Genomic DNA, 21918 nt, shown 5'->3' on the forward strand with positions numbered 1-21918 from the left:
AAAGCCCTTGACTTCTCAAGGGCTTTGCAAATTTTATGAGTGCTAAACTATTCTTCTAAGAAAGGAATTCCTTCTAAAATACCGTATCTAATTGCACTTTGAATATAATTCTCTATCTGATAGAATTGAGCGGCCCTTTTGGCTCCGGACACTTTTTTGATCTTCTTGTAATACTGATCAATCAGTTTATCATGTGCTTTTCTTAGGGATATGGCCTCTTTTACCATAGCATCTGTTGCAACGCCATCCATAGTTTCGTAATTACTTACATAATCATCTAAAAGATCTACCCTTCTTTTTCCTAATTCCTTTCGACTTACCTCGTATTCGTCATAAAGTGGCCAAAAGGCATTAGAAGAATCCAGATCTAAAAATTCGGCTACCGCTTGTTTTTTTTCCATTCCAAAAATAGACTGCACAAAATCTACTTCCTCCTGATTACTCTGCGCATTTACCGCAACAGCAGATAAAAATACCAAAGCAAGACTTAATCCTAATATTCTTTTTAATTTTTTCATATATAATTCTTAATGGTTACTATTCTCTATTTAACTTGTGCTAAAATAAGGTATTAGGGACATTTAAACTACCCAGAAATTATATTTTTTTTGCCTTCCCAATTAGTTGTTTTGACAAATTTTTCAGCCTCCCCTTAGGTTAGACTTCCCATTGTTTTAGATAAAAATTATGTTAGGCTTTACTTTCTTTGTGGTGTTCTAACGCATCTTTTTCAGTACCTAAGACAATGGCAATCCATCTGGTCCGTGGATTTTGCTGCAGCATTATTTTAATGGCCATGGTAAGAGGTACAGATAAGAACATCCCTACAGTACCTAAAACAAAACCCCAAAATATCAAGGAAATAAAAACTATAAAAGTAGATAGCCCCAGACCCTTACCCATTATCTTAGGCTCTACAACATTACCAATAATCATATTTACCACCACAAAAACTACCACGGTACCAACGGCTCCGGGAACACCTAGTTGTATCAAGGCAAACATAACAGCAGGTAGAGCGGCAATTATACTTCCAACGTTGGGAATAAAATTCAATAAAAATGCTATCAACGCCCATAGAATGGCGTAATCAACCCCGAGGAACCATAGAGAAACCCAAATTAGTAAACCGGTTAGCAAACTAGTTAATGTCTTCATGGATAGGTAGTCTCTAATACTTTGCCCTATAACTCTTAGATAGTCGAAAGAAGATTTAGAATCTTTTAAAATGGCTTTGGATTTTATATCAATTTCATCTTGCTCGAAAAGAAGAAATAAGGACAAAAAGAAAATAGTTATTCCATTGCCCATAAAACCTCCCAGCTCCCCTAGAATTCCAGCTGTCACGCTCATTACCCGTGAAGGTTGAAGAGCATCCTCAACTTTATCTACAGACAAACTAAAGCCCATATCGTTTATAAAGCTTATGGCAGAAGTACCAAATTCTTCTAAACTCCTTTCGTATTCGCTGGCATTTTTTGAGAAAGAAGATACGGTTTGTGCAATAATCTCCCCAAATCCTACAAAAACACCCGTTAAGGAAAGAAAAACTATAAGTATAGCAATGCCTTGGGGCACTCCTTTTGATTGTAGATATCGTATGGGCCTGGCACAAATTATACTTATAAAAAGTGCCATTAGTATTGGGTTAATGATAGACTTAGCATAAATCATCCCCCCAATAATGATAACAAATGAAGCCCACAACAAGGCGGAAGGCATTTGCCAGAAGACTTTTCTACTTTTCATAGGCTTTGTTTAAAAGACATAATTTTAAGTAAAATACGGCATTCTTAATACAATCCCGGAAAAGAACTAAAGTTTTTGAATAATTTATAATAGACACGCCTTAAAAATCATAATAAAAAAGAGCCCATAGTCTACTGGCATTTCCACCTCTGCCATCAAGGTTCCATCGTCTTCCCCAGGCATATTCCACCCCCAGTCTTGCCCCATCTATAATCTCCCAAAAAGTATCTACGGAAATACTCATACTCTCATTATAATTTGTATCTGGTTCGTAACTGCGATTAGACAAATCTGCATATCCCACAGAGAAATTGGATACTAAATCTTCTTTCCAGTCCTTACCATAAGACAAGAAGCCCCCAAAAGAACTAAGTGCATCAAAATCTCCGGTGGCAGGATTATAAATTGCGTCTTTTCCTGTACCGCTAAAGGTGGTAATAAACCTAGAGATAGACTGTCCGTAGGTAATTTGATAAAGAAGCTTATGATCTTTCGAAAAATCAATAGAACCGGATAAAGACCCCCCAATACCAAATTTATAACTCACATTGTCTTCCGTATCGATAAGCGACAGGGTACTGGCCACCAGAGACAATTGTACGGCGCCTAGATAACCGGCTCTTTCTATCCTAGCGGTGAAATCAGGAACTACCTGCACAGTAGACAGGCCAACGGTATCCAATTCCTGATTGTCAAGATCAGGCTGCGAGTATTCCAGTGCCACCGCCCACCTGTCTCCTTTTTTTGTAGTACCACTATATCTAATTTGAGGTGTTCTTAGGGTAACACTTCCTGTAGGTCCATTTGGATCTACCGTTGCCGGCAAAGAAGAAACATTACTAAATAAAGACCAAGTCTGCCCAACTAAAAATCGGCCCATTTGTCCATAGGCATGCCTTATTCGATAGGCATCATTTACCCCCGCGAAGTCCGTTTCTAATCTAACAAACACATTTTGATCCTTAACTTTTCTTGTAACCTCAAAACCAATTCGTGATTGTCCCAAGGTACTATTAAAACTAGGTACTCCTTTGCGCTCGTCTCCTATTGGTATATAATAGGTATTAAAGGCATTTTTTACTGGTAAGTCCACAAAATCGTAGAGCACGGAAAAACGAACCGATCCTAAAATCCGCAATTGCATATTGCCATCTTTCGTCAGAATGTATAGTCCTCTGTCTGAAGTAATATCTGTTGGACTATTTTCTTGCCTTACCGTTGAGTCTTTTGCAAATATTTCTGCAGACTGACTAGACATATTGATAGTTTTTGTAGAATCCGCTTGTCCGGCTACCGTTAATGCCATCAAAATCAATAAACTAGATAAAAGTCGAAGTTTGGTTGTCATTGTTAATTGGTTTAAAGACCTAGGTAAATACAATTTTTACTAATATCCGGTTTACTTTGATCTAACCATAAAACACTACTTGAGAAAGTAACTTACTATCTCTAACTAGTACGTTCTAAACTGTGAAACAATCCAAAAAGATCAATATTTTTGAATGATTCAAAATCTAATTACTCAATTAGAACCACTTTGTATGGGTCTCGTTTTATTTCAAATTTAGGCATCGTATCCTCAAAAAAGCCATCTATTTGAAGTAGTAAAAAGGTATACTTTATTCTTATTTCTTCTCTTTTGTGACCTCATGGAAAAGGACGAACAGCCACTGAGAACATACGTAAATAGGCGTTTAACCCTTTATGATCTGATGTTTAGATTCTAAGCCTGTCCAAGACACCTAATACGGACTATTCCAATACATTACGGTAACTTCCTTATTACTCCGCGAGGTCTATTTCATCCTTTAAATCCTCCATTTTGGCTTTTACCCATTTACCTCCTTTACGAAGTTTTAAAGATACCGCAATGAACAATACTCCTATGGCAAAAGCAAAAAAGGCGATTAGGTACATTAGAGACCCCACGCCTAGCGCGGGACGAGCAAATATTATTAGTCCAAATATCACCGAGAGAATGCCCCCGGCTATGAGCCACCCTTCACCTTCTATTTCTTTTCGGAGCTGTATGGCCATAGAAATCCTGCTAACTCCTATAAATACAAACCAGAAGCCTATAGCAAAAGAAACAAGAAGCAAGGTAATTCCAGGAGTACTAAAGAGTATCAGTCCAAACACCAAACTAACAACTCCCTCTAGTAAAAACATCCATTTATCTTCCCGTTCTTTCCAACTACTAATGGCAGAAACCATGGTGAAAATTCCAAAAATGGCAATTAAAAGGGCGAACCACATAGTAAGTGCAGAAGCACTCCACAGCGGATTAAAAAAAGCCATTAAGGCAAATATAATTAGCAGTACTCCTTTGATTGTTAATAAGTACCAGTTTTTGATGAGAACATTTGACATTAGAGATAGTTTTTAGGGTTTGCGTTTGATTATTTCTAGAAAACGAGTTTTTCCTTCCAGAGCAGGAAGATATTAAATAATCGGCATAATAATCTAAAAACTTTTATGTAACCCAATGCCAATACTGAAGGTATCGTATTCCTGTTTAAAGTCATAATTAAAGTATGGGGCTAAGGCAAAATCATTTCCAATTTCAAAGGCATAATCGGTATTAAATCTAAAAACAATGATATTTTTATTTCTCTCGAATTCCAATCCAGGACCAAATCCTATGGTCCACCTCGGTAAAATTTCATAGCCTATTCCTAAACCAGTTACTATTGCCCCTTCCCTTTTAATTTCCTCTCCATCAAAGTTAACTTGGTATTTCGCTAACTCAAAATCTAACACAAAAGCTAATTTCCATTTCTCATTAAGCTTATAATAATAGTCAAAACCAATTGTGGGAAGGTAGATTTCCTTTTCTGGCTCCCCTTCTTCAAAAGCGGCAGGAATATGGGAGAATCCAAAAACAAAAGCTACTTCATGGGGTTTTTCAACCCCTTCTTTAATTTCTTCTTCCTCTTCTTGCCCAAAAGTTAAGTTGGTTAGGAAGACACACAGAATAGTGGCGAAAATTCGGAGTTTGCTAGTGTTGAAAATTATCAAAAGAATTGTTTTTATGAAATAGATTAGAAAGATATAAAAATAGTTAATGGGTTAGTGCCGATTGTTGTAAAAGCGCTTAGCTACATATCAAACCGCCTTCCAATAATAAAACGAAATTGTTGGGTAGACAAATCAAAGTCGTAGGGACTTAAGTCGATACTACGAAAATTAATACTACCGGTTATTCCTAAATAAAACGCTTTGAACTCATACCCCAGGGACATTTTGGTAAGAATTTGGGCAGCAGGCTGGCCTTATTTTTGTCCTGTACCGTCTAATTCTGTAGTTTCCACACGTTGGTATCCAAAACCTGGAGCAATAAAAACACCAAGCAGAAAGCGTTGTTTTACCACAAAATTATACGCATATCCCGCAGATACTCCAATAGCAAAATTTTTGGGATAAATTAGTTAGGGCCCTTGGTTCTAATTCCTGTTAATGAATTGATAAGAGTATAGAGAAAGTGGAAAGAAAGAAAGAAAGAAAAGACTTCGTAAACTGCACCTCATCTAAGCATGTTTAATCCTCAAGGCACTAAAATTGAATGTAAAATTTGAGCAATAAAATAATTATTGCAACTAATTAGCAAAAACCAAAAAAGGAGCCAAATGGCTCCTTTTCTATTATAAAATAGTTGCTTTTTATTCTGCTAATTTCTCTAAAGAAACAGCCATTGCTTCGGCATAAGTTAATATTACTACCTGACCAATACTAAGTTTTCCCATAAAATCTGAATCTTCCATTGGAATGGTTAAATAATTTCCGTTAGGACCCTTCACTGTAGCAAGCATTTGTGGTCTGTTTAAAATTTCAATAGTAACCAATGCTTTTACCATGGCACCAACAGCACCCGCCGGAGCCATATCATCTGGAGCTACTCCTTCTTCAGCAATCGCAACTATTGGATTTGCTTTTTCCTCTTCTGTAGGTTCTCTAAACTCGGCTTTTAAGTAAGTGTAGTAGTCAAATGCTATAGCATCACCTACAGCAATTTCATTAAAACGCGCAACCTCAGCTTCTGCTTTAACGGTAACTAATTCTCCATCTGGTCCTTTTAGCGTAATATTTCTAGTACCTTTATCAATAGCAGTAACCGTACCTTTTGTGCTTATTTTGCTTAATTTTTCTCTAGGCTCCCAAGTGGTATCTTCTTGTCCTAAAGCAATACCTGTTAGCATCAATGCCATAACGGCCAATACCGATTTTTTCATCAAATTCATTCGTTATTTATTTTTATTTGTTTTTAGTGTTTATACGTTTATAGTAAACGTTGCCAAAAGTAATTTATATCTGTTAATTGTACACCACTTTCACCAAATATTTATTAATCCAGCATAGATTACTGTTAATTACCAAAAAGATATTCAAGGGAGTTGTATTATTTGTTCTTCTCGAAGAAAAGAATCTTATCTTTTAATATGCTTCGCGACTAGGAAGTTTCCTGTAACGATAAGCTGCAATAGGAGTTAATCTGATCCAGGAGAAGATCCGTCTGGTCTGAATTTGAAAAATTTTTGGGGATTTTACTTCTAATAATATTGGCCATCTTCCTGTAGATTGCGATTACTTCCTCTATGCTATTTGCATTGAGGATAAGGCTTGCAGCCATACCTTTCCTAATTTTTACATTCTCTGTAAAGACTTTTGGATTGTTATAAACCTCTGCCAAGGTCGCCATAGCCATTACCTGAGGAATAGCACAAAACCTAAAAACACGGTCATTCCTAAGCATTTTTAAGTAGTCCAAACAATCTGTAGCGTGCACTAAAGCATTATTTACTAATTCATTTAGGCAGGCCAAGGATTCTTCCTTGCTTGGTTGTAAGGAAAAATCTTCTAATTTATTCGCGTAGATACTCCAGATTTCTTTAGGCCAGAATACCCTACGCTCGTCTAAATCTTCCTTATAATCTCTAACAATATTTGTTTTCTGTAGAAAAAGTCCCATTGCGTTAGAGCGGGCTTCCTCTAATTTCATACCAGAATTCTCTAAGCCTGAAGCAGAGAAAATCGAGGAAAGACCCATGCCTACCAAACCTGCCACATAATGACAATAGAGATCGTAATCTTTTATGGTATTGATTTTCTTATCCGAAAAATCGGCCATCCCTTCTCCCATTTTTGCACAAATGTCAGAGATTATGCTCTGATATTTTGGGTCTAGGCTGGCAAAAGCTTCAATTACCAAATGGTAATTCGCTAAAAGCTCTCTATACTCCTGTTTATCCCCTACTCCGGTTATAGACCACCCTGCCTCATAATTTTTTAAATAAAAATGTCTTAATAGTTCTATTTTGATATCGTTTTGCAAACTCATATCATCCTCGATAGAGTCTAAGGCCCTCAGAATTAGATAAAAAAGACATACCGCATCATCCAGGCCTTGAGGTAATTCTCTTATAACCACTGCAAAAGATCTGGAAACTTTATTTAGTGTATCATAGCAATATCTTAGACTTTTTTCCTTTTCCTTTGCACTATTTTGATAAGACTCATTGCTCCGTTTAGCCTCTAATCTAAACTTCATTAGGGCAGACAGTTCTTTGGGTTTAAAAATCGATTTCCGTATAGACATGTCTCAATATTAAAATGGCAAAAGCCGATTGTTAGTTAACTAGTTTGTTTACTTCAAAATCCACTTCCTCTAAATTGGGTCTTGGATTAATTTGTAAAACTGCAATTTCACTCTTCTTGGATGACTTACTATCCAAATGAATAATTTGCATTGGTTGAATTTTATTTGGGGCACTTGCTACTTTCTTATAATTAGAAAGCATGGTTGTGCTTTTCTCGGAATTGTCTACATTAAATTCTGTGACAAGGTAAATATAATGGGTCCTCTGATCTACCAAATATACTGTTTTGCCTTTTGAATCATCCTTTTTGTCCCAAATTGTAATTTTAAAACAATCTTTCTCTTCATACCTTTCTCTCTCCAATGGATCAAAACGCATATTATCTAACTCTATATTACCAAAATTACTAATTGAACTTCCGGAATTTACCAAGGCCATATTTTTTGGTGTAGCCTTCAATTTTCTAGTTTTACCATTGGCCGGAGTATAAATCTCAATTATACCCGTTCCTCCTTGTGTCTTTTCAATTACAATAGTAATTCCTTTTGCCTTTTCCGGTTGTTGAATTACGGTTTTAATTCTATCCACATCCTTAAACTGCCCCATTAATACAGCATATTTTTTAAGCTTGAATTTTTCATTGGAAGACCATTCTTTAATTTCTATGGTCATTTCCATATTCTGAGTCATTAGTTGACTCAAAGCTTCGGTAAACTCCTTTTTTGCCTCTTGCTGACTGCTTGCAGTAAGTAGACATAAAAAGGTAAAAAAAACAACATATACTCTATACATTCTCAACAATATTAAAGCCTCCGTACTAATGGGATTTCTAGCTAAATTTCAAATCTTCCATTAGGTTACTAATACCTCTGTGATACCACCCACCTTACTAATAATGAAAGATACGGAGAAGCCCAGCCACCACCAATTAATAAAAGTAGTAAAAAAGTGTTATTTCCGGTTTATTTATGGGCTATTCTTGAATGGTGAATTTGTTAGATGGGATTAGAAACTTAGGTTTCACGATTAAAATAATAGAAGGTACCAAAAATAGAGAACTAAGCAGGCACGCCAATATTGAAATAACTATCAAGCCTCCAAAAAATCTAAGAGGAGTGAAACTAGAAAAAATAAGGGGTGCAAAACCTACTACAACAGACAGAGCATTTATTATAATTCCCCGTCCGGTTGTTGTTAAAGTATTATATACCGCCTCCTGCTCGGTTATGCCACGGCTTCTTTCTTTTTTAAACCGCCATAGAAAATGTATGGTATAGTCTACCCCAATACCTATCATAATGGAAGACAAGAGGGCTGTGGCAATGTCTAAAGCAATTCCAAAAACTCCCATAAGACCAAAAAGTACAAGGGTGGCTATACTTATTGGTAAGGCAGAAAGCAGACCTCCCTTTAAGGATTTAAAAACAAAGCTCAAAAGAACAAAAACAATAAGAATAGCGATGAGCAATGATTTTAATTGCCCATCTACTACCACGTCTGCCAATTCTATATCAGTTAAACTGGCTCCAGCCGCATATTGCATATTTGGATCATTAGCAGTTAAGCTTTCTAGCCTTTCTACTACTCTCTTACTGGCAGAATTACTTCCATCTTTTAGGCTAATAATCATTCTGGCATTCTCATAATCATAATCCAAATATTGAGATAAATCCTCTGCCTCCTCTCCCATGCTAAAGATTTCAATGAACTGATAAATTTCGTCAGAATTTTTAGGTAGACGATGGTATCCTTCTTCTTCAGGAGAATAAAAACCTTTACTCAACTCCTTTACTAAGCTTACCGGAGAACTAATGTTTCCAACTGCCGGATCTTTCAATAGTTCCTCTTCGTAAGATTCCATACGATGAAGCACATCTGCAGACAAAACATCCCCAGTAAATAAAACAGAAATAAATTGAGAGCCTCCGAATTTCTCGTTGATTAAACTGGTAGATCTACCTACTTCTGATTTTGTAGAAAAATAGTTTTCAATGTTAGTATCCACTTTTAACTGGAGCACACCAAAGATGGATATTATGCTAATCAGAAGGGCCAAACTGGTTATTGTCCTAGGCCGCTCGCTTACCCATAAACTAAGATAATGCAGGCTTGTTTTTTTTTCTAACGTCCTTTTTCTAATATGCCGTTGCTCATCTCTTTTTGGTACAAAATAAGAAAGCATTGCAGGAAGAAACCACAAACTTAACCACAAGGCAAACGCAATTCCAGTAGCTGTAAGCACACCTAATTCTGCAGCAGGCTTCATGGTATGGCTTAAAAGACTCAGAATTCCACCTATGGTAGTTACTCCGGTAATAAGGATTGGCACTCTAAGATCGCTGTAAATTCTTTTACAAATGCTTTTCATGGGTAAGGAGGTAGTCTGGGCTAGTTCCTGGTAATGGGCGATAAGGTGTATCCCGTAGTCGTTTGCAATAGCGATAATCATAATTGGCATTATGATGCTAAAGAGAGAAATCTGCCAACCAAAAAGCGACATAGTGCCAAAGGACAGAATTATACTCATTAAGACAATTACAAAAGGCATAAATACACCTTTCCATTCTTTAAAGGAGAAATACAGCATTCCTACCATTAGAATCATGGCAAGAGGTAAAAGAAATATCAGGTCTTTCATTATATTTCCTTCAATAGAATAGCGAATAAATGGCAAACCGCCAAGTAACATTTCTTCTTCCCCTGGGTGGTTCGAAACAACCTCCTTAATCTTATCTATTATGAGATCGGTGGTGCTGGTGTTCTTAATTAAGACCAAGGAAGTCAGGGTAAAATCCTCAGAAAAAAAACGCCGAGCCATTATATTAGATTCTATTCTAACTTTGAGATCTTCTATTTCCACTGGCTCATACGGTAAACCTTCAAAGAAAGGTGTCATGGTTAAAAAGCCATCTTCCGAACGAATTTCCTGTACGGAAAAGGGAGAAATTACTCTATCAAGACCTGGGAGCTCTCCAAGCTGAATAGAAATCTCTTCTAATCGCTTTAGGGTTCTGTTGGTAACTACATCTTCAGAATGGAGCATAAGTAAAATCATCTCACTCCCGCCAAAAATGCTGTCTAGTTCTTGTAAATAAACCTTGTTTTTTATGCTGTCTGGCACATAGTCTCTTACATCAGAATTAACCGTAAGTTTTGGAATAAGTAGTAATGCCCCTAGCATTAGTGCCAAAGCCACGGATATAATCCAGAAACGGTACTTAATAATATATTCTTGCATGCTAATTTACTGAGGGAACAATAACCTCAAATTTAGTATTTCCATTTGGGTTTTAATTATACTAATGCGGATTAATTGCTGCTAAATACTGTATAAGCTATCTGGGTAAATATGGATATATGCCAGACTTTTTAAAAAAATTTAAGTTCCGATATTTAAATTTGCTTTATTAAGTAAATAAAGTTTTATACTTCGTAATACCTTACTATATTTGCACCGCTAAAAAATCGGTCGCGTAGCTCAGCTGGATAGAGCATCTGCCTTCTAAGCAGACGGTCACAGGTTCGAATCCTGTCGCGATCACTAATATTCCTAGAGTCTCAGAGGTTTTACACTTTTGAGACTTTTTTATTTGCAAACAATTTGCAAACACGTGAAGATTTATCAAATTTTAACATTTATTGAATCAAATAGAGTCAATAAAAATGGATTCTTCATTTTCAATTAATCTTCTTCTATCTTAGGATAAGACGAAATTTATTTCGTTCCAAATCCTTACCCTTAACTTTTGCGGATGGTTCCTGTTGGGTTTTTGTAGCGTCCCGATAGGTAAGCGTAATGCAAAAATCCAATAGGGTGCGACCTACTTCTTGGATGAAAAGTACTTCATCAAAGTTTACAAATTTTAGGAGCGAAGCGGATAAGGTTTGTTAAGCAAGAGGGTAACACGATAAAGCGGTGTTACGAATCATAAATCATTGATTTTCAATGTATCGAAAATAAAGCGCGAATATTTTTTTTCAAAAACTCAACAAACACCCTCTAAGACCGGGCACATACATAAAAGTTGAGGGAATACTCAAATGGACATTTCCGATTTGAATTATGATAAATGCCACTAGTGAAAGAAATAAACTCTTTATTGCAATTGAAATTTGAACTAGCTGATTTCAAGTTTTAAGAAATTGGACTAGTATGATTTTGATTGATGTTTTTAGTTCCCAATAATTATTTAGGTATTCTTAGAGTGTTACATTTTTTTTCAAAAATGAATAGTTCTTGAGAATAATTTAATTTTCTAAATGTGTTTTCAAAAGTTAGTATTTACTTTTCCTTCATTTCAATTTCTCCAATCATTACCTTCGCCACAATGGCCGAAGAAGGAAGAAACATAGTAGACACGACCCGTTGATCGATGACCACCTCGTGTTTATCCTTTAAATCAGCCTTGGATTGAAAAAAAGCCCCGTGTTCCCGCAATCGGTCTTCCAATAAAAAAGGTAACAGGGTACCTTCCTTGGCCCAGGATTTGGTTATTTCGGTTGAATTTGGAAATCCAGTTAGCTTTTTACCTTTCACCATATACTCCCCATTACCCAATACAACGTTGGCAAAAGAAGCTGGCCCATGTCCGCAACCTCCTATAACACCCCCATTGTCATAAACCTTAGCCATAACCGACAATAATTTTTGATTGTTGGCCACATCGAAGATCGGCCCATACCCACCTCCGACAAAGACCGCATCATATTTGGAATAATCCACTTGGTCGGGAGTAAGCGAACGATTCACCTTTTCCATAAAACACTCGTACTTTATGGTATAGCTGCTGATGTCAAGAGGATCCATGGAAAACGGGATTTCGCCGCCTTTTGGGGAAGCAAAATCCACTTCATAACCATGAGACACAAAAATGTGATAGGGGGGCGCCACCTCCCAAAGATTATTGCCGGCAAAATGTTTTTCAGGGTCACCCATGTCCTCCGTATTGGATACCAGGATCAAAACGCCTCCTTTAACATCATCCTCGCTATCACAGGAATGGAGTAGAAGACCAAGGGCCAGGATGTAAAAAATGATTTTCATGTCTTTTGATTTAATTTAAAGTAATCGTCATTATTTTAATATTTTCTAGAAAAGGTATGTACAGATTATTCATATAAGTAGATGGCTGCAGCCCCAGCCATTTTCTTTTGATTGTGACCTACATCCGGTATAATTTGTAGCCTCCAATTGAAAGTGGCATTCATTGTCTTGGCAGTTTCCTGACTTTTCCAATAGAAATATTTCCCTCTTTGCAGTCGATGTGTCCCCTGCTTATCTACCGTTGGGGAGCGTAGCATAAGCCCTCCAGTTTCATTTTCGTTATCTAGCTCTCCAAGAAAAAGCACCAGTTTTTTTCTAAAGGATTGCTTCAAATTCTCTTCTTGTAACCCAATATTTTTTATCCCGAACGGAAAGTCTTCTGTAGAATCCGGTGGGGTGTAGGAACCTGAGTTCGAAGCAAGGATTCTGTTTGCTTTTGAGTGTGGGGCAAACAGGGCAAAACGATGTAAGATCTGTCCTCCGGCCGAATGTCCAAAAATATCATATGCCGTTTGCGAGGATCCAACGGCAATCGCGACTTCTTCAAATAATCGATCAAAATCGTCATAGATCCATTCCCCGGGTGTCAAGTTTAACTCGTACTTCACTTTTTCTTCATTCAATTCAACAATATTCGAATTTTCTTTAAATGTGACACTTTCCAATATATTTAGGTTTGAAACAATTCCCCCTAAATGATAATCCCCGTATCCGTAGTTCTTTTCGGCATACGACGGAGAAATAATCAATACGCTATGCTTTTCCGAAGCTTCGATCCACGAATCCCTATAATCATCCCCATTTCTGCCAGACCCCGGGATAACCAGTAAAATTTTGGACTGAGCAGTAAAGTTTTTCGGCTTGTGATAGTACACTCTAATGGTATCTTCCTGATGGCCTAAACCACCCATTCGTTCGAAATATCCTGACCCCTCGTTAATTCTTAGTGCGGGATGGTTTTGTGTTTTAAGGAACTCTTTTTCGGCTATCGATGCCTCATTAGTTGATGATTGCCCATGGGTTTGGTTTAACAATCCAATTATTGCACTTGCCATTATAGGAATTAATTTCGTTTTCATTTTTCCTCTAGTTTAAAGTAATAGTTTAATTTCTAGTTTCAGTTTCAAAGAAACACCGTACTTTGCTCTCTAAAGCGGATTTTCGACGGATCGGCCTTACTGCCATCTATATGAGCTAGAAATTCTGATTTTTGAAACTTATCATTGGATTGGACCTATTCATATGGAGTTGATGAATGTTCGTCGCCCGAAGTATTTACCGGGCTAGTTTATGTTTACTTTTGAGAAAGTTTACACGCCTTATGAACCGATCAAAATCCAAATGGGTAGATACCCTTCTTCAATCGAGATGGCAAAGTCATATTTTGTTCTGGGTTTTGGGTTGGATTTTACAGGCTCTTGTTTCTGGCACTCCCTATGGTAGTTACTCTAGAACCTTTATTCACACTGGCATTATGCTGCTGCCACAAGTACTTGCCTCTTATTTACTGGTGTACTATCAAGTACCTCATCTATTATTTAAAAGAAAGTACCTCTTATTTGGTCTATCATTCCTTATTTCTGCTTACTTTTTTAGTGCTCTTGCCCGCATCATGGTCGTGCACATTATAGAAGAGATCTACAGAACCCCTCCTTTTAGACAAGAACCGGTTTGGGAAATATTGACGGATTTAAGAGAGCTGGTAAGGCCCAATTTTTTTAGGGTATACTCGGTGGCTTTTACAATGCTTATTATAAAGCTTTTAAAGGAAAATTTTGAAGAAAAAAGTAAGCGAGAACTTTTGGAAAAGAAAAAGATTACGGCAGAGCTTAAATTTTTCAAGGCCCAGATACATCCACACTTTATGTTCAATACCCTGAACAATCTGTATGTACTCACTTTGAAGAAGTCAGACAAAGCGCCTGAAATGCTCCTAAAGCTTTCTGAAATATTGGATTATATGCTATATCAATGTAATGATCAATTTGTTTCCATAGAAAAAGAAGCCAAACTAATTCAAAACTATATCGATTTGGAAAAGCTGCGATATGGTAGCCGGTTATCATTGACCTTGAAGGAGGAAATTGATAATTCGAAAACCCAAATTGCTCCCCTAATTTTAATCTCCCTTATAGAAAATGCATTTAAACATGGAGCAAGCGGAAGTTTGGTCGATCCAGTTATTGAAATTGAATTGACCGTTAAAGACAACATTCTTCTATTTTCTATCTTTAATACCAAGAATAAGCTAACACAGGAAGATCAAAATAACCACAAAGAAGGGATTGGTTTGAGCAACACCAGAAGTCAGTTGCAATTGATTTATCCTGACAAGCATTATTTGGAAATTGATGAAAAGGATGAATCCTATATGGCAACTCTTAAAATAGACATGAACAAATGAGCATCCATTGTTTAATTATTGATGACGAACCTTTGGCCGCCGAGCTGATTGCCGATTATGTAGGGAAAATTCCGCTATTAACCTTGGTTACGACCTGTAATAATGCCATAGAGGCAATCGAGGTTATCAAGAATCAACAGATTGATCTGCTGTTTCTGGATATCCAAATGCCAATGATAACGGGAATAGAATTTTTGAGGTCACTAATTAACCCGCCAAAAGTGATTTTCACAACGGCTTATCGCGAGTATGCCCTTGAAAGTTATGAGTTAGATGTGGTAGACTACCTATTAAAACCCATTTCTTTTGAAAGGTTTTTTAAGGCTATAAATAAGTACCAGAGCACAGTTGAAGTTAAAATGGCAAAGTCGGCAACCACAGATGAGCCCGAAGACTATATGTATATCAATGCAAATAAAAAACATCATAAAGTACTGTATTCCGACATTCTCTATGCGGAAAGTTTAAAAGATTACTTAAGAATACATACTGTTCAAAATAGCATTACTACCAAACAAAAGATCAGCGACCTCGAAAAATCATTACCGTCCTATTTCCTCCGCACTCATAGATCTTACATCATAAATACTAGAAAAATTACAGCGTTTACTGCACAAGATGTGGAAATTGGAGCTATTGAGATCCCCATCGGGATCAGTTACAAGCAACAAGTTAATGCGGCATTGAAGCAGTAGTTGATAAATTAACCTTGGATTAACACAATTAAAAAATGGAGATAATAAAGGAAGAATTGACTTGGAACGACTTTTTAAAAGTTGAAATAAGGGTTGGAACAATCATATCAGCGGAAAAATTTGAAGAAGCTAGAAATCCTGCCTATAAAATGATGGTTGACTTCGGAGATTTTGGAATGAAGAAAACTTCCGCGCAAATCACCAAACTATATACTCCTGAAGAAATCGTAGGCAAACAGGTAGTTGCAGTTGTAAATTTCCCTCCCAAACAAATAGCAAATCTTATGAGTGAATGTTTGGTTTTAGGGGCTGTTGGAGAGCAGAATGAAGTTACGCTTATTCAATCAGAAAGAAAAGTGCCAAATGGAACAAGAATCGGATAAAACTGTGCCCAGTAAAAGTAATATGCCCTTGGTGAACCAAAACGTTGTGACACATTTAAAAAATTAGACGATACAAAAACCTTCAACAAAATAAACCAGCCAAACGCTTGTGTCTCATAAAATTAAACATATGGAATATCCGGATTTAGATTTAAAAAATATAGCATTGATTACTATTGATACCCAAACCGATACTTTGGAAGGACAACCTCTGGAAATTCCTGGAACGTCTGCTGTTTTGCCTAATATGGCTTCTCTTCTAAAAATCTTTAGGGATCTCAAATTACCAATAATCCACATTGTGAGAATCTATTTGCAAGACGGTTCAAATGCTGAACTATGTAGAAAAAAAGCCTTGGAGGAGGGTCAGGAAATACTAATAAAAAATTCTAAAGGTTCGCAAATTGCAAAAGAGCTATTCGACGAAAAAGTTATGTTAGACCCAGACTTATTAATGAACAATAAAATTCAGAAAATCAATGACGATGAAGTTGTAATTTACAAACCTCGATGGGGTGCATTTTACAAAACACCATTGGAAAAATATTTAAATGACAAAGGTATAAGTTCCTTAATCTTTACCGGATGTAACTATCCTAATTGCCCAAGAACCACAATATATGAAGCTAGTGAACGCGACTATAGAATCGCGTTGATTAAAGACGGCGTTTCAGGCCTATATGAAAAGGGAGAAAAGGAAATGGAAAACATTGGCGTCAATTTACTATTAACTAAAGAAATGATTAACAAAATGATATGTACCATACCAGAGGGGTAATAAAGCACGTTTATATGTCAGTCGCCAACAGTGAATCTAATGAAAAGCCCTGGTTCAATCCCTCAAAACAACTCTTTTTTTACCTTCTCCAAATAACTATCACTTACAGGAATTTGTACATCTCCCAATAAAATATCTCTTCCTTTTAAACCAGTAACCCAATTACGGTTTACTATATACGAACGGTGTACACGGATAAAAAGTGAGCTTGGAAGCACTCTTTCCAAGGCCTTTAAGGATTGATTACTCATAATCTTTCTATCAATTGTATGGTAGTGGACATATTCACTATCACTTACTATATAGCTGATATCGCTAAACTTTAATTTGTGTAGGTTGTAGCCCGATTTCACAGTAATAGTTTCTTCGTTAGTTCTAGTTTGCCCTGCGGTTTTTGCCTTATTTATTGCCTTTAAAAATCGCTCAAATGTGATTGGTTTTAACAAATAATCCAGGGCGTTTAGTTCATACCCTTCAAGGGCGAATTCGGAATAGGCGGTTGTAAAAACAATCTTGGTGTCTTCAGAAATCATTTTTGCGAAGTCTGTACCCTTTATTTCGGGCATTTGTATATCTAAAAACAACAAATCAACCGAAGTCTTACGCATGAGGCTTATAGCTCCGACTGGGCCTTCAACACTACCTACCAATTCTAAAAAATCTAGCTTTGCAATGTAACTTTCCATTAAAGTCCTTGCTAGTTCTTCGTCATCTACCACCAAACATTTAATCTTTCCCATTAACTCTAATTACTAGTTTAACTATAAAAGTACCATTATTGTGAATATGTAATGTGTGTTTTTGCGGATATAAGATTTGCAATCGACGTTTCACATTTTCAAGTCCGATTCCGCCAACTTTGTCTTTATAGATTGTTTCCTTGGGAATGCTATTTTCTATTCTTAATTGTACTTCCGCATTAGTGGCCTTTATGGCTATTTTAATAAATGTGCCCTGCCTTTTTTCAATATTACTATGCTTTAGGGCGTTTTCCATAAACGGTATGAAGAGCATGGGTGCAACCATAATTGTGCCATCCTGAATGTCAAAATCTGTACTAATTGGAAAGGGTCTACTGCTCTTTAATGCGTATAGTTTTATATAGTTCTCTATATAGGTTATTTCCTTTGATAAGGGTACCCTTTCCTGTTCACATTCATAGAGTACATAACGCAGCATATCCGACAAGTAACTTATACTTTGCTGTGTTTTATCGGAATTGATTACGGAAAGTGCATAAATATTGTTCAGGGAATTGAATAGAAAATGCGGATTTATCTGTGATTTTAATAGCTTGAGTTCTGTCTTTAAAGCTTCGTTTTTGTTCTTAACCGTTTCTTTATCTTTTTTTTGCGCAAACCAGAAGGTCTCCAGAAAGGTTCCAAGAATATAAGAAAGTGCAAGTATTAAACTGTGAATGAAAAATTTGGAAGGCGCCCTATTCGGAGGAGGTAACTGCGGCATACCACGAATTTCTGCACCAAGTGGCCGTGGAGGTGGTCCACCAACAGTATAACGATAAGAGATCCAGGCAAAAAGAACAATCGCAGCAATAGAAATCAAAGTGAAGTAGATATACTTTTTCTTAAAAAGCAAGGCAGGTGCTGTGTAAAAAATCAAACCTGCCAGTAAAATAGTTTGAAAAACAAAAGCCAAACCATTGGAGGCTACAAACCTTGTGTTTGCACCGTCAACGAGCCATAGAGCTCCCCATATACCAAGCCATAATAAAACCTGAAAATAAAACCTCCTTGATCTGGTCATGGCACAAATAAAAGCAAAATAAAATGAAGTATTTCCCAAAAATGATCATACTAACCCCCAGAACTATAGGCTTAACAGAAGAAGTATAGGTATTCACTTAAAACAAATGGTCATTCGCTGATTTGGTTCATTTACCATTAGACTTATGCCCATCTTTGAAATGAAATAAGTATTCTAAAAATAAAAAGACATGTATAACAAAACACTAAAACTAGGATTATTAATTATAGTAATTGGGCTTTGCGCATCTTGTAAATTAAACGGTCAAAATGACAACGGCAAACACCAGAGAAAAGAGCGCCCTTCCATTGAAGAACTTTTTGAGCATATGGACACAAATGAAGATGGTAAACTCTCCAAAGAGGAAATAAAGGGTCCTTTGAAAAATGGCTTTGACAAAATCGATACCAACGAAGATGGTTTTCTTTCCAAAAAGGAAATAGAAGACGCTCCCAAACCTGAAAGAGGACAAGCTAGACCACAGAGATAATAATGATATTTAAAAACAAAAACACCGTACTATGAAGAAAGTAATTTATTTCCTTTTGGTATCAGCAAGTATAGTATTTATTTGCTGCAGTAGTGACAATGAAAATGATGTATTGGACATGATTGATGAAGATAATAGTGAAGAGTTGGTCACAGAGCTACATAACGCTTTTGGAGCATTCAATGCTGAAGCTGTAACCGTATTTATAGATGGCTCTGAGGTAGTAATAGAAACTACGGGCCTACCCAACCATGAAACAGTGTATTGGGGGGAAGGCAACGAGCTTTTCCTACAGGAGCCGGAAGTCGCCAGAACTCCAAGTATCATATCTAGCAACAATAATGCTGTAACAATCCGAATAGATGCAACACCAAATCTTACAGGCAATACAGTAGATACACAGCTAAGCACTATCGGTATCGCCGTAAGCGGTGCGTCTATTTTCAATGATCAAGAAGGCAATGGTCCATTGAATCAGGCGGCGGCAAGCCTGGACTGGACTGGTGCTCATATAGGTCCGGGCGTATATCACTATCATCTAGAACCAAAGGCATTTAGCAATGATGATGAAAACTTGGTAGGAATTCTACTAGACGGTGTTTTTCTCTATGGAAGAAAATGTAATTCAACCGGAACCTACCCAACTGATTTGGATGCTTCAGGAGGCCATACCACCGAAACACAATACACAGAAGGTGAAGAAGAATACCATTACCACATAATTAATGAAATATATTCAACAACCGGCTCCTATTTGGCTTTTGCAGGTCCCTATCAGGGATATTAATCTACACTATGAAAAGACTATGCCTTGTTTTACTCGCTTTAACATTACTCCATTGTAAGGAAAAAGCCAGCTCGGTAAATAATGTAACCACTTCCTTGGTAGCTGAGGAAGTATTGGTGGTATCCCCTATGGAAGTTCCAAAAAAGGAATTGGTCTTAAATCAGAACAAAGGCATATGGTATCATAACGGACAGCCCTATAATGGCTATTCTTTAAAATACCATCCCAACGGAAATCTAGAAGAACGATGGGGGTTTTACAAAGGAAAACGTGAAGGAATTGCAAGAAGATGGTCTCTAGACGGGGTCCTTAGGGTGGAGTATAATTATCATCAAAATAAAATAGTAGGACCATATAAAGCTTGGTGGGAAAATGGTCAACTAGCGGAAGAATCATATTATGTAAATGGCTTAAAACAAGGCAGCGAGAAGCAATGGTATCCCAACGGACAACTTTCTAAACTACGTCATCTTAATGAAGGTAAAGAAGTGGGTATGCAAAAGGCTTGGCTAAAAAATGGAAAATTATACGTCAACTACGAAGTAAAAAACGGACGAACTTTTGGCATGAAAAGAGCTAATTTGTGTTATCAATTAAAGGATGAAATTATAATTAGAAATGACAAACTATAGCCTAGTATTTATTGGTTTACTTTTATTTTTTACAAACTGTAAAAGGGAAATAAAGAAGGAAACAGCTGCCCTGGAGGCAATGAATAGAGTAGAATACCTGCCATATTATAATGAAGAATCCTTTACCCCACGCTGGTTACGGCCAAATAGTGAGGAAGAGCAGGCATTCCATAAAATTCCAAATTTTAAATTAGTGAATCAATTAGGAGATACAGTCAGCCAAAAGACTTTTGAAAACAAAATTTATATTACCAATTTCTTTTTTACCACTTGTCCGGGCATTTGCCTGAAAATGACTGGTAACATGAACCTATTACAGGAGGAGTTTAAGGGAGATGATGCCATTCTGCTATTGTCGCATTCGGTGACACCAACAATAGATTCGGTCCAAGTCTTAAACACCTATGCTGAGAAAAATGGAATTATTGCAAACAAATGGCACCTCGTTACGGGCGACAGACAAGAAATTTATAATTTAGCCAGAAATGAATATTTCGTGGAAAACGATTTGGGTATTCCTAAGAACGATAATGACTTTCTACATACCGAAAACTTCCTTCTTATTGATAGGAATAGTCATATCAGAGGTATCTACAATGGATTAAATAGGGCGTCTGTTTCTCAATTGATCACCGATGTTAACACATTGAAATCGGAGTATTTAAAATAGATCTTAGTAACATTATAATCCATGGGAAACTCAAATGCCCTTAAACTCTTAGATAAAATTCCCTTAGGTTACTCTACAGGCGTGTACTTAGATAAAAAATACGGCCTAACAAAATCGACATTTAACAATGGAAAATCTTTAAAATTTTATGCCAAAGAATTGGGAGGTAAGGATTTTGTTAGTTTAAATTATTACATTACACAAGATAAGGAGCTATTAAAACCCTGTGAAATGTCGGAACAAAAAGTGATGCACTTTTTACGAGAAGTGAAAAAAATCCCCGAAGGTAAAAATTACGGCCCCGAGAGTGGAATTATATAGGAGAAAATCCTTGATTTAGCTTAATTTTGTAGAATGTAAAAAGTGAGGAGCTAAAGTTCTATTTACTAACAAAAAAAATACCGCATGAAAGATTATAAAAAAGCATATCTCGCTGGAGGTTGTTTCTGGGGGATGGAAGATCTGTTTAGAAAAAGACGAGGAATTATAGATACAGAAGTAGGATATCAAGGAGGGCAAAATGAGTATCCAACCTATAGAAATCATCCCGGGCATGCAGAAGGGATTGAAATTACTTATGATCCGGCGGTAACTTCCTTTAAAGATTTATTAGACTTTTTCTTTAGAATTCATAACCCTACCACCATAGACCAGCAAGGCAATGATATTGGATCTAGTTATCGCTCTGCCATTTTCTATCAAAATGAGGAAGAAAAACAGATAGCGGAAGACATGATTGCACTGGTAAACCTTTCAGGAAAATGGGACGGGCAAGTGGTCACAACCTTAGAATCATTTAGCCCTTTTTGGCCCGCCGAGCCTGAACACCAAGACTATTTAGTTAGAATACCTAACGGATACACTTGTCATTTTGAAAGAGACTTCGGAAGTTTTATAGAAGATAGTGTACTCAAATAGCGAGGCAGCA

At 36.7% G+C, this 21918-nt stretch carries 24 protein-coding genes and 1 tRNA gene; 11 read left to right on the top strand and 14 right to left on the bottom strand.

The genetic code is table 11. From position 1 onward, the window contains the following. Positions 1-47 precede the first annotated feature (47 nt). The 10 genes from PXG98_RS10640 to PXG98_RS10680 all read right to left on the bottom strand — a co-directional run bounded on the left by PXG98_RS10640 (position 48) and on the right by PXG98_RS10680 (position 10581). Positions 48-518: a hypothetical protein gene (locus PXG98_RS10640; protein ID WP_276390967.1), complete on the bottom strand. Its 471-nt coding sequence runs from the start codon at positions 516-518 to the stop codon at positions 48-50. Positions 519-690: 172 nt separating this feature from the next. After that, a complete protein-coding gene (locus tag PXG98_RS10645) occupies positions 691-1749 on the bottom strand; it encodes an AI-2E family transporter (protein ID WP_276390968.1) in 1059 nt (352 codons plus the stop codon). A gap of 100 nt (positions 1750-1849) precedes the next feature. After that, positions 1850-3097, bottom strand: coding sequence for a DcaP family trimeric outer membrane transporter (locus tag PXG98_RS10650; RefSeq protein ID WP_276390969.1), 1248 nt, complete (start codon positions 3095-3097; stop codon positions 1850-1852). Between the two features lie 434 nt (positions 3098-3531). Beyond that, the gene (locus tag PXG98_RS10655) at positions 3532-4119 is read right to left on the bottom strand and encodes an HdeD family acid-resistance protein (protein WP_276390970.1); all 588 of its coding nucleotides are present in this window, start codon (positions 4117-4119) and stop codon (positions 3532-3534) included. 93 nt (positions 4120-4212) lie between these two features. Then, complete coding sequence (locus PXG98_RS10660; RefSeq protein WP_276390971.1) at positions 4213-4767, bottom strand: hypothetical protein; 555 nt, start codon at positions 4765-4767, stop codon at positions 4213-4215. 254 nt (positions 4768-5021) lie between these two features. After that, entirely contained in the window at positions 5022-5174 is a 153-nt protein-coding gene (locus tag PXG98_RS16525) for a DUF4421 family protein (protein WP_420909568.1), read from the bottom strand. 234 nt (positions 5175-5408) lie between these two features. Then, positions 5409-5987: a hypothetical protein gene (locus PXG98_RS10665; protein WP_276390973.1), complete on the bottom strand. Its 579-nt coding sequence runs from the start codon at positions 5985-5987 to the stop codon at positions 5409-5411. Between the two features lie 209 nt (positions 5988-6196). After that, positions 6197-7342, bottom strand: coding sequence for a squalene synthase (locus PXG98_RS10670; protein WP_276390974.1), 1146 nt, complete (start codon positions 7340-7342; stop codon positions 6197-6199). A gap of 31 nt (positions 7343-7373) precedes the next feature. Further along, the gene (locus tag PXG98_RS10675; protein ID WP_276390975.1) at positions 7374-8135 is read right to left on the bottom strand and encodes an outer membrane lipoprotein-sorting protein; all 762 of its coding nucleotides are present in this window, start codon (positions 8133-8135) and stop codon (positions 7374-7376) included. 181 nt (positions 8136-8316) lie between these two features. Further along, entirely contained in the window at positions 8317-10581 is a 2265-nt protein-coding gene (locus tag PXG98_RS10680) for an efflux RND transporter permease subunit (protein WP_276390976.1), read from the bottom strand. 229 nt (positions 10582-10810) lie between these two features. Between PXG98_RS10680 and PXG98_RS10685 the strand changes: the two genes are divergently transcribed. Continuing rightward, positions 10811-10884: transfer RNA gene (locus PXG98_RS10685), tRNA-Arg, on the top strand. 741 nt (positions 10885-11625) lie between these two features. On the opposite strand, the gene PXG98_RS10690 is transcribed toward PXG98_RS10685, so the two are convergent. After that, positions 11626-12387, bottom strand: coding sequence for a type 1 glutamine amidotransferase domain-containing protein (locus PXG98_RS10690; protein ID WP_276390978.1), 762 nt, complete (start codon positions 12385-12387; stop codon positions 11626-11628). Between the two features lie 65 nt (positions 12388-12452). After that, on the bottom strand, positions 12453-13466 hold the full coding sequence (locus PXG98_RS10695) for a hypothetical protein (RefSeq protein WP_276390981.1): 1014 nt from the start codon (positions 13464-13466) through the stop codon (positions 12453-12455). A gap of 242 nt (positions 13467-13708) precedes the next feature. Between PXG98_RS10695 and PXG98_RS10700 the strand changes: the two genes are divergently transcribed. From PXG98_RS10700 to PXG98_RS10715, 4 genes are all read left to right on the top strand, one after another. Continuing rightward, the gene (locus PXG98_RS10700; protein ID WP_276390982.1) at positions 13709-14791 is read left to right on the top strand and encodes a sensor histidine kinase; all 1083 of its coding nucleotides are present in this window, start codon (positions 13709-13711) and stop codon (positions 14789-14791) included. Next, the gene (locus PXG98_RS10705; protein WP_276390984.1) at positions 14788-15486 is read left to right on the top strand and encodes a LytR/AlgR family response regulator transcription factor; all 699 of its coding nucleotides are present in this window, start codon (positions 14788-14790) and stop codon (positions 15484-15486) included. The genes PXG98_RS10700 and PXG98_RS10705 overlap by 4 nt, the downstream gene beginning before the upstream one ends. A 35-nt stretch (positions 15487-15521) precedes the next feature. Then, positions 15522-15869: a tRNA-binding protein gene (locus PXG98_RS10710; RefSeq protein ID WP_276390986.1), complete on the top strand. Its 348-nt coding sequence runs from the start codon at positions 15522-15524 to the stop codon at positions 15867-15869. Positions 15870-15999: 130 nt separating this feature from the next. Next, positions 16000-16647 carry a cysteine hydrolase family protein gene (locus PXG98_RS10715; protein ID WP_276390987.1) on the top strand — a complete coding sequence of 216 codons (648 nt, stop codon included), beginning with the start codon at positions 16000-16002 and terminating at the stop codon, positions 16645-16647. A 62-nt stretch (positions 16648-16709) separates the two neighbouring features. Here the strand turns inward: PXG98_RS10715 and PXG98_RS10720 are convergent, their stop codons facing one another. Continuing rightward, entirely contained in the window at positions 16710-17387 is a 678-nt protein-coding gene (locus PXG98_RS10720) for a LytR/AlgR family response regulator transcription factor (RefSeq protein ID WP_276390988.1), read from the bottom strand. After that, positions 17374-18411 carry a sensor histidine kinase gene (locus tag PXG98_RS10725; RefSeq protein WP_276390990.1) on the bottom strand — a complete coding sequence of 346 codons (1038 nt, stop codon included), beginning with the start codon at positions 18409-18411 and terminating at the stop codon, positions 17374-17376. Before PXG98_RS10725 ends, PXG98_RS10720 begins: the two co-directional genes overlap by 14 nt. A 190-nt stretch (positions 18412-18601) precedes the next feature. On the opposite strand from PXG98_RS10725, the gene PXG98_RS10730 reads away from it, so the two are divergent. The 6 genes from PXG98_RS10730 (at position 18602) to msrA (ending at position 21908) form a co-directional block, all read left to right on the top strand. Beyond that, on the top strand, positions 18602-18901 hold the full coding sequence (locus PXG98_RS10730) for an EF-hand domain-containing protein (RefSeq protein ID WP_276390991.1): 300 nt from the start codon (positions 18602-18604) through the stop codon (positions 18899-18901). Between the two features lie 31 nt (positions 18902-18932). Next, positions 18933-19688: a YHYH protein gene (locus PXG98_RS10735; RefSeq protein WP_276390993.1), complete on the top strand. Its 756-nt coding sequence runs from the start codon at positions 18933-18935 to the stop codon at positions 19686-19688. 8 nt (positions 19689-19696) lie between these two features. Further along, entirely contained in the window at positions 19697-20320 is a 624-nt protein-coding gene (locus PXG98_RS10740; RefSeq protein ID WP_276390995.1) for a toxin-antitoxin system YwqK family antitoxin, read from the top strand. After that, a complete protein-coding gene (locus tag PXG98_RS10745) occupies positions 20307-20990 on the top strand; it encodes an SCO family protein (RefSeq protein WP_276390996.1) in 684 nt (227 codons plus the stop codon). Before PXG98_RS10740 ends, PXG98_RS10745 begins: the two co-directional genes overlap by 14 nt. A 21-nt stretch (positions 20991-21011) precedes the next feature. Further along, positions 21012-21311 (top strand): peptide methionine sulfoxide reductase, encoded by a 300-nt coding sequence (locus tag PXG98_RS10750; protein ID WP_276390998.1) that lies wholly within the window; start codon positions 21012-21014, stop codon positions 21309-21311. An 84-nt stretch (positions 21312-21395) separates the two neighbouring features. Then, on the top strand, positions 21396-21908 hold the full coding sequence (gene msrA / locus PXG98_RS10755) for a peptide-methionine (S)-S-oxide reductase MsrA (protein WP_276390999.1): 513 nt from the start codon (positions 21396-21398) through the stop codon (positions 21906-21908). Positions 21909-21918: the final 10 nt, after the last annotated feature.

The sequence above is a fragment of the Eudoraea chungangensis genome (assembly GCF_029360665.1).
GTDB classification, from domain to species: Bacteria; Bacteroidota; Bacteroidia; order Flavobacteriales; family Flavobacteriaceae; genus Eudoraea; species Eudoraea chungangensis.

Bases quoted from the DNA above. Each gene is read 5' to 3' on its own strand.
- PXG98_RS10640 (WP_276390967.1), bottom strand. From the start codon at position 518: ATGAAAAAATTAAAAAGAATATTAGGATTAAGTCTTGCTTTGGTATTT.
- PXG98_RS10645 (WP_276390968.1), bottom strand. From the start codon at position 1,749: ATGAAAAGTAGAAAAGTCTTCTGGCAAATGCCTTCCGCCTTGTTGTGG.
- PXG98_RS10650 (WP_276390969.1), bottom strand. From the start codon at position 3,097: ATGACAACCAAACTTCGACTTTTATCTAGTTTATTGATTTTGATGGCA.
- PXG98_RS10655 (WP_276390970.1), bottom strand. From the start codon at position 4,119: ATGTCAAATGTTCTCATCAAAAACTGGTACTTATTAACAATCAAAGGA.
- PXG98_RS10665 (WP_276390973.1), bottom strand. From the start codon at position 5,987: ATGAATTTGATGAAAAAATCGGTATTGGCCGTTATGGCATTGATGCTA.
- PXG98_RS10670 (WP_276390974.1), bottom strand. From the start codon at position 7,342: ATGTCTATACGGAAATCGATTTTTAAACCCAAAGAACTGTCTGCCCTA.
- PXG98_RS10675 (WP_276390975.1), bottom strand. From the start codon at position 8,135: ATGTATAGAGTATATGTTGTTTTTTTTACCTTTTTATGTCTACTTACT.
- PXG98_RS10680 (WP_276390976.1), bottom strand. From the start codon at position 10,581: ATGCAAGAATATATTATTAAGTACCGTTTCTGGATTATATCCGTGGCT.
- PXG98_RS10690 (WP_276390978.1), bottom strand. From the start codon at position 12,387: ATGAAAATCATTTTTTACATCCTGGCCCTTGGTCTTCTACTCCATTCC.
- PXG98_RS10695 (WP_276390981.1), bottom strand. From the start codon at position 13,466: ATGAAAACGAAATTAATTCCTATAATGGCAAGTGCAATAATTGGATTG.
- PXG98_RS10700 (WP_276390982.1), top strand. From the start codon at position 13,709: ATGAACCGATCAAAATCCAAATGGGTAGATACCCTTCTTCAATCGAGA.
- PXG98_RS10705 (WP_276390984.1), top strand. From the start codon at position 14,788: ATGAGCATCCATTGTTTAATTATTGATGACGAACCTTTGGCCGCCGAG.
- PXG98_RS10710 (WP_276390986.1), top strand. From the start codon at position 15,522: ATGGAGATAATAAAGGAAGAATTGACTTGGAACGACTTTTTAAAAGTT.
- PXG98_RS10715 (WP_276390987.1), top strand. From the start codon at position 16,000: ATGGAATATCCGGATTTAGATTTAAAAAATATAGCATTGATTACTATT.
- PXG98_RS10720 (WP_276390988.1), bottom strand. From the start codon at position 17,387: ATGGGAAAGATTAAATGTTTGGTGGTAGATGACGAAGAACTAGCAAGG.
- PXG98_RS10725 (WP_276390990.1), bottom strand. From the start codon at position 18,411: ATGACCAGATCAAGGAGGTTTTATTTTCAGGTTTTATTATGGCTTGGT.
- PXG98_RS10730 (WP_276390991.1), top strand. From the start codon at position 18,602: ATGTATAACAAAACACTAAAACTAGGATTATTAATTATAGTAATTGGG.
- PXG98_RS10735 (WP_276390993.1), top strand. From the start codon at position 18,933: ATGAAGAAAGTAATTTATTTCCTTTTGGTATCAGCAAGTATAGTATTT.
- PXG98_RS10740 (WP_276390995.1), top strand. From the start codon at position 19,697: ATGAAAAGACTATGCCTTGTTTTACTCGCTTTAACATTACTCCATTGT.
- PXG98_RS10745 (WP_276390996.1), top strand. From the start codon at position 20,307: ATGACAAACTATAGCCTAGTATTTATTGGTTTACTTTTATTTTTTACA.
- PXG98_RS10750 (WP_276390998.1), top strand. From the start codon at position 21,012: ATGGGAAACTCAAATGCCCTTAAACTCTTAGATAAAATTCCCTTAGGT.
- msrA (WP_276390999.1), top strand. From the start codon at position 21,396: ATGAAAGATTATAAAAAAGCATATCTCGCTGGAGGTTGTTTCTGGGGG.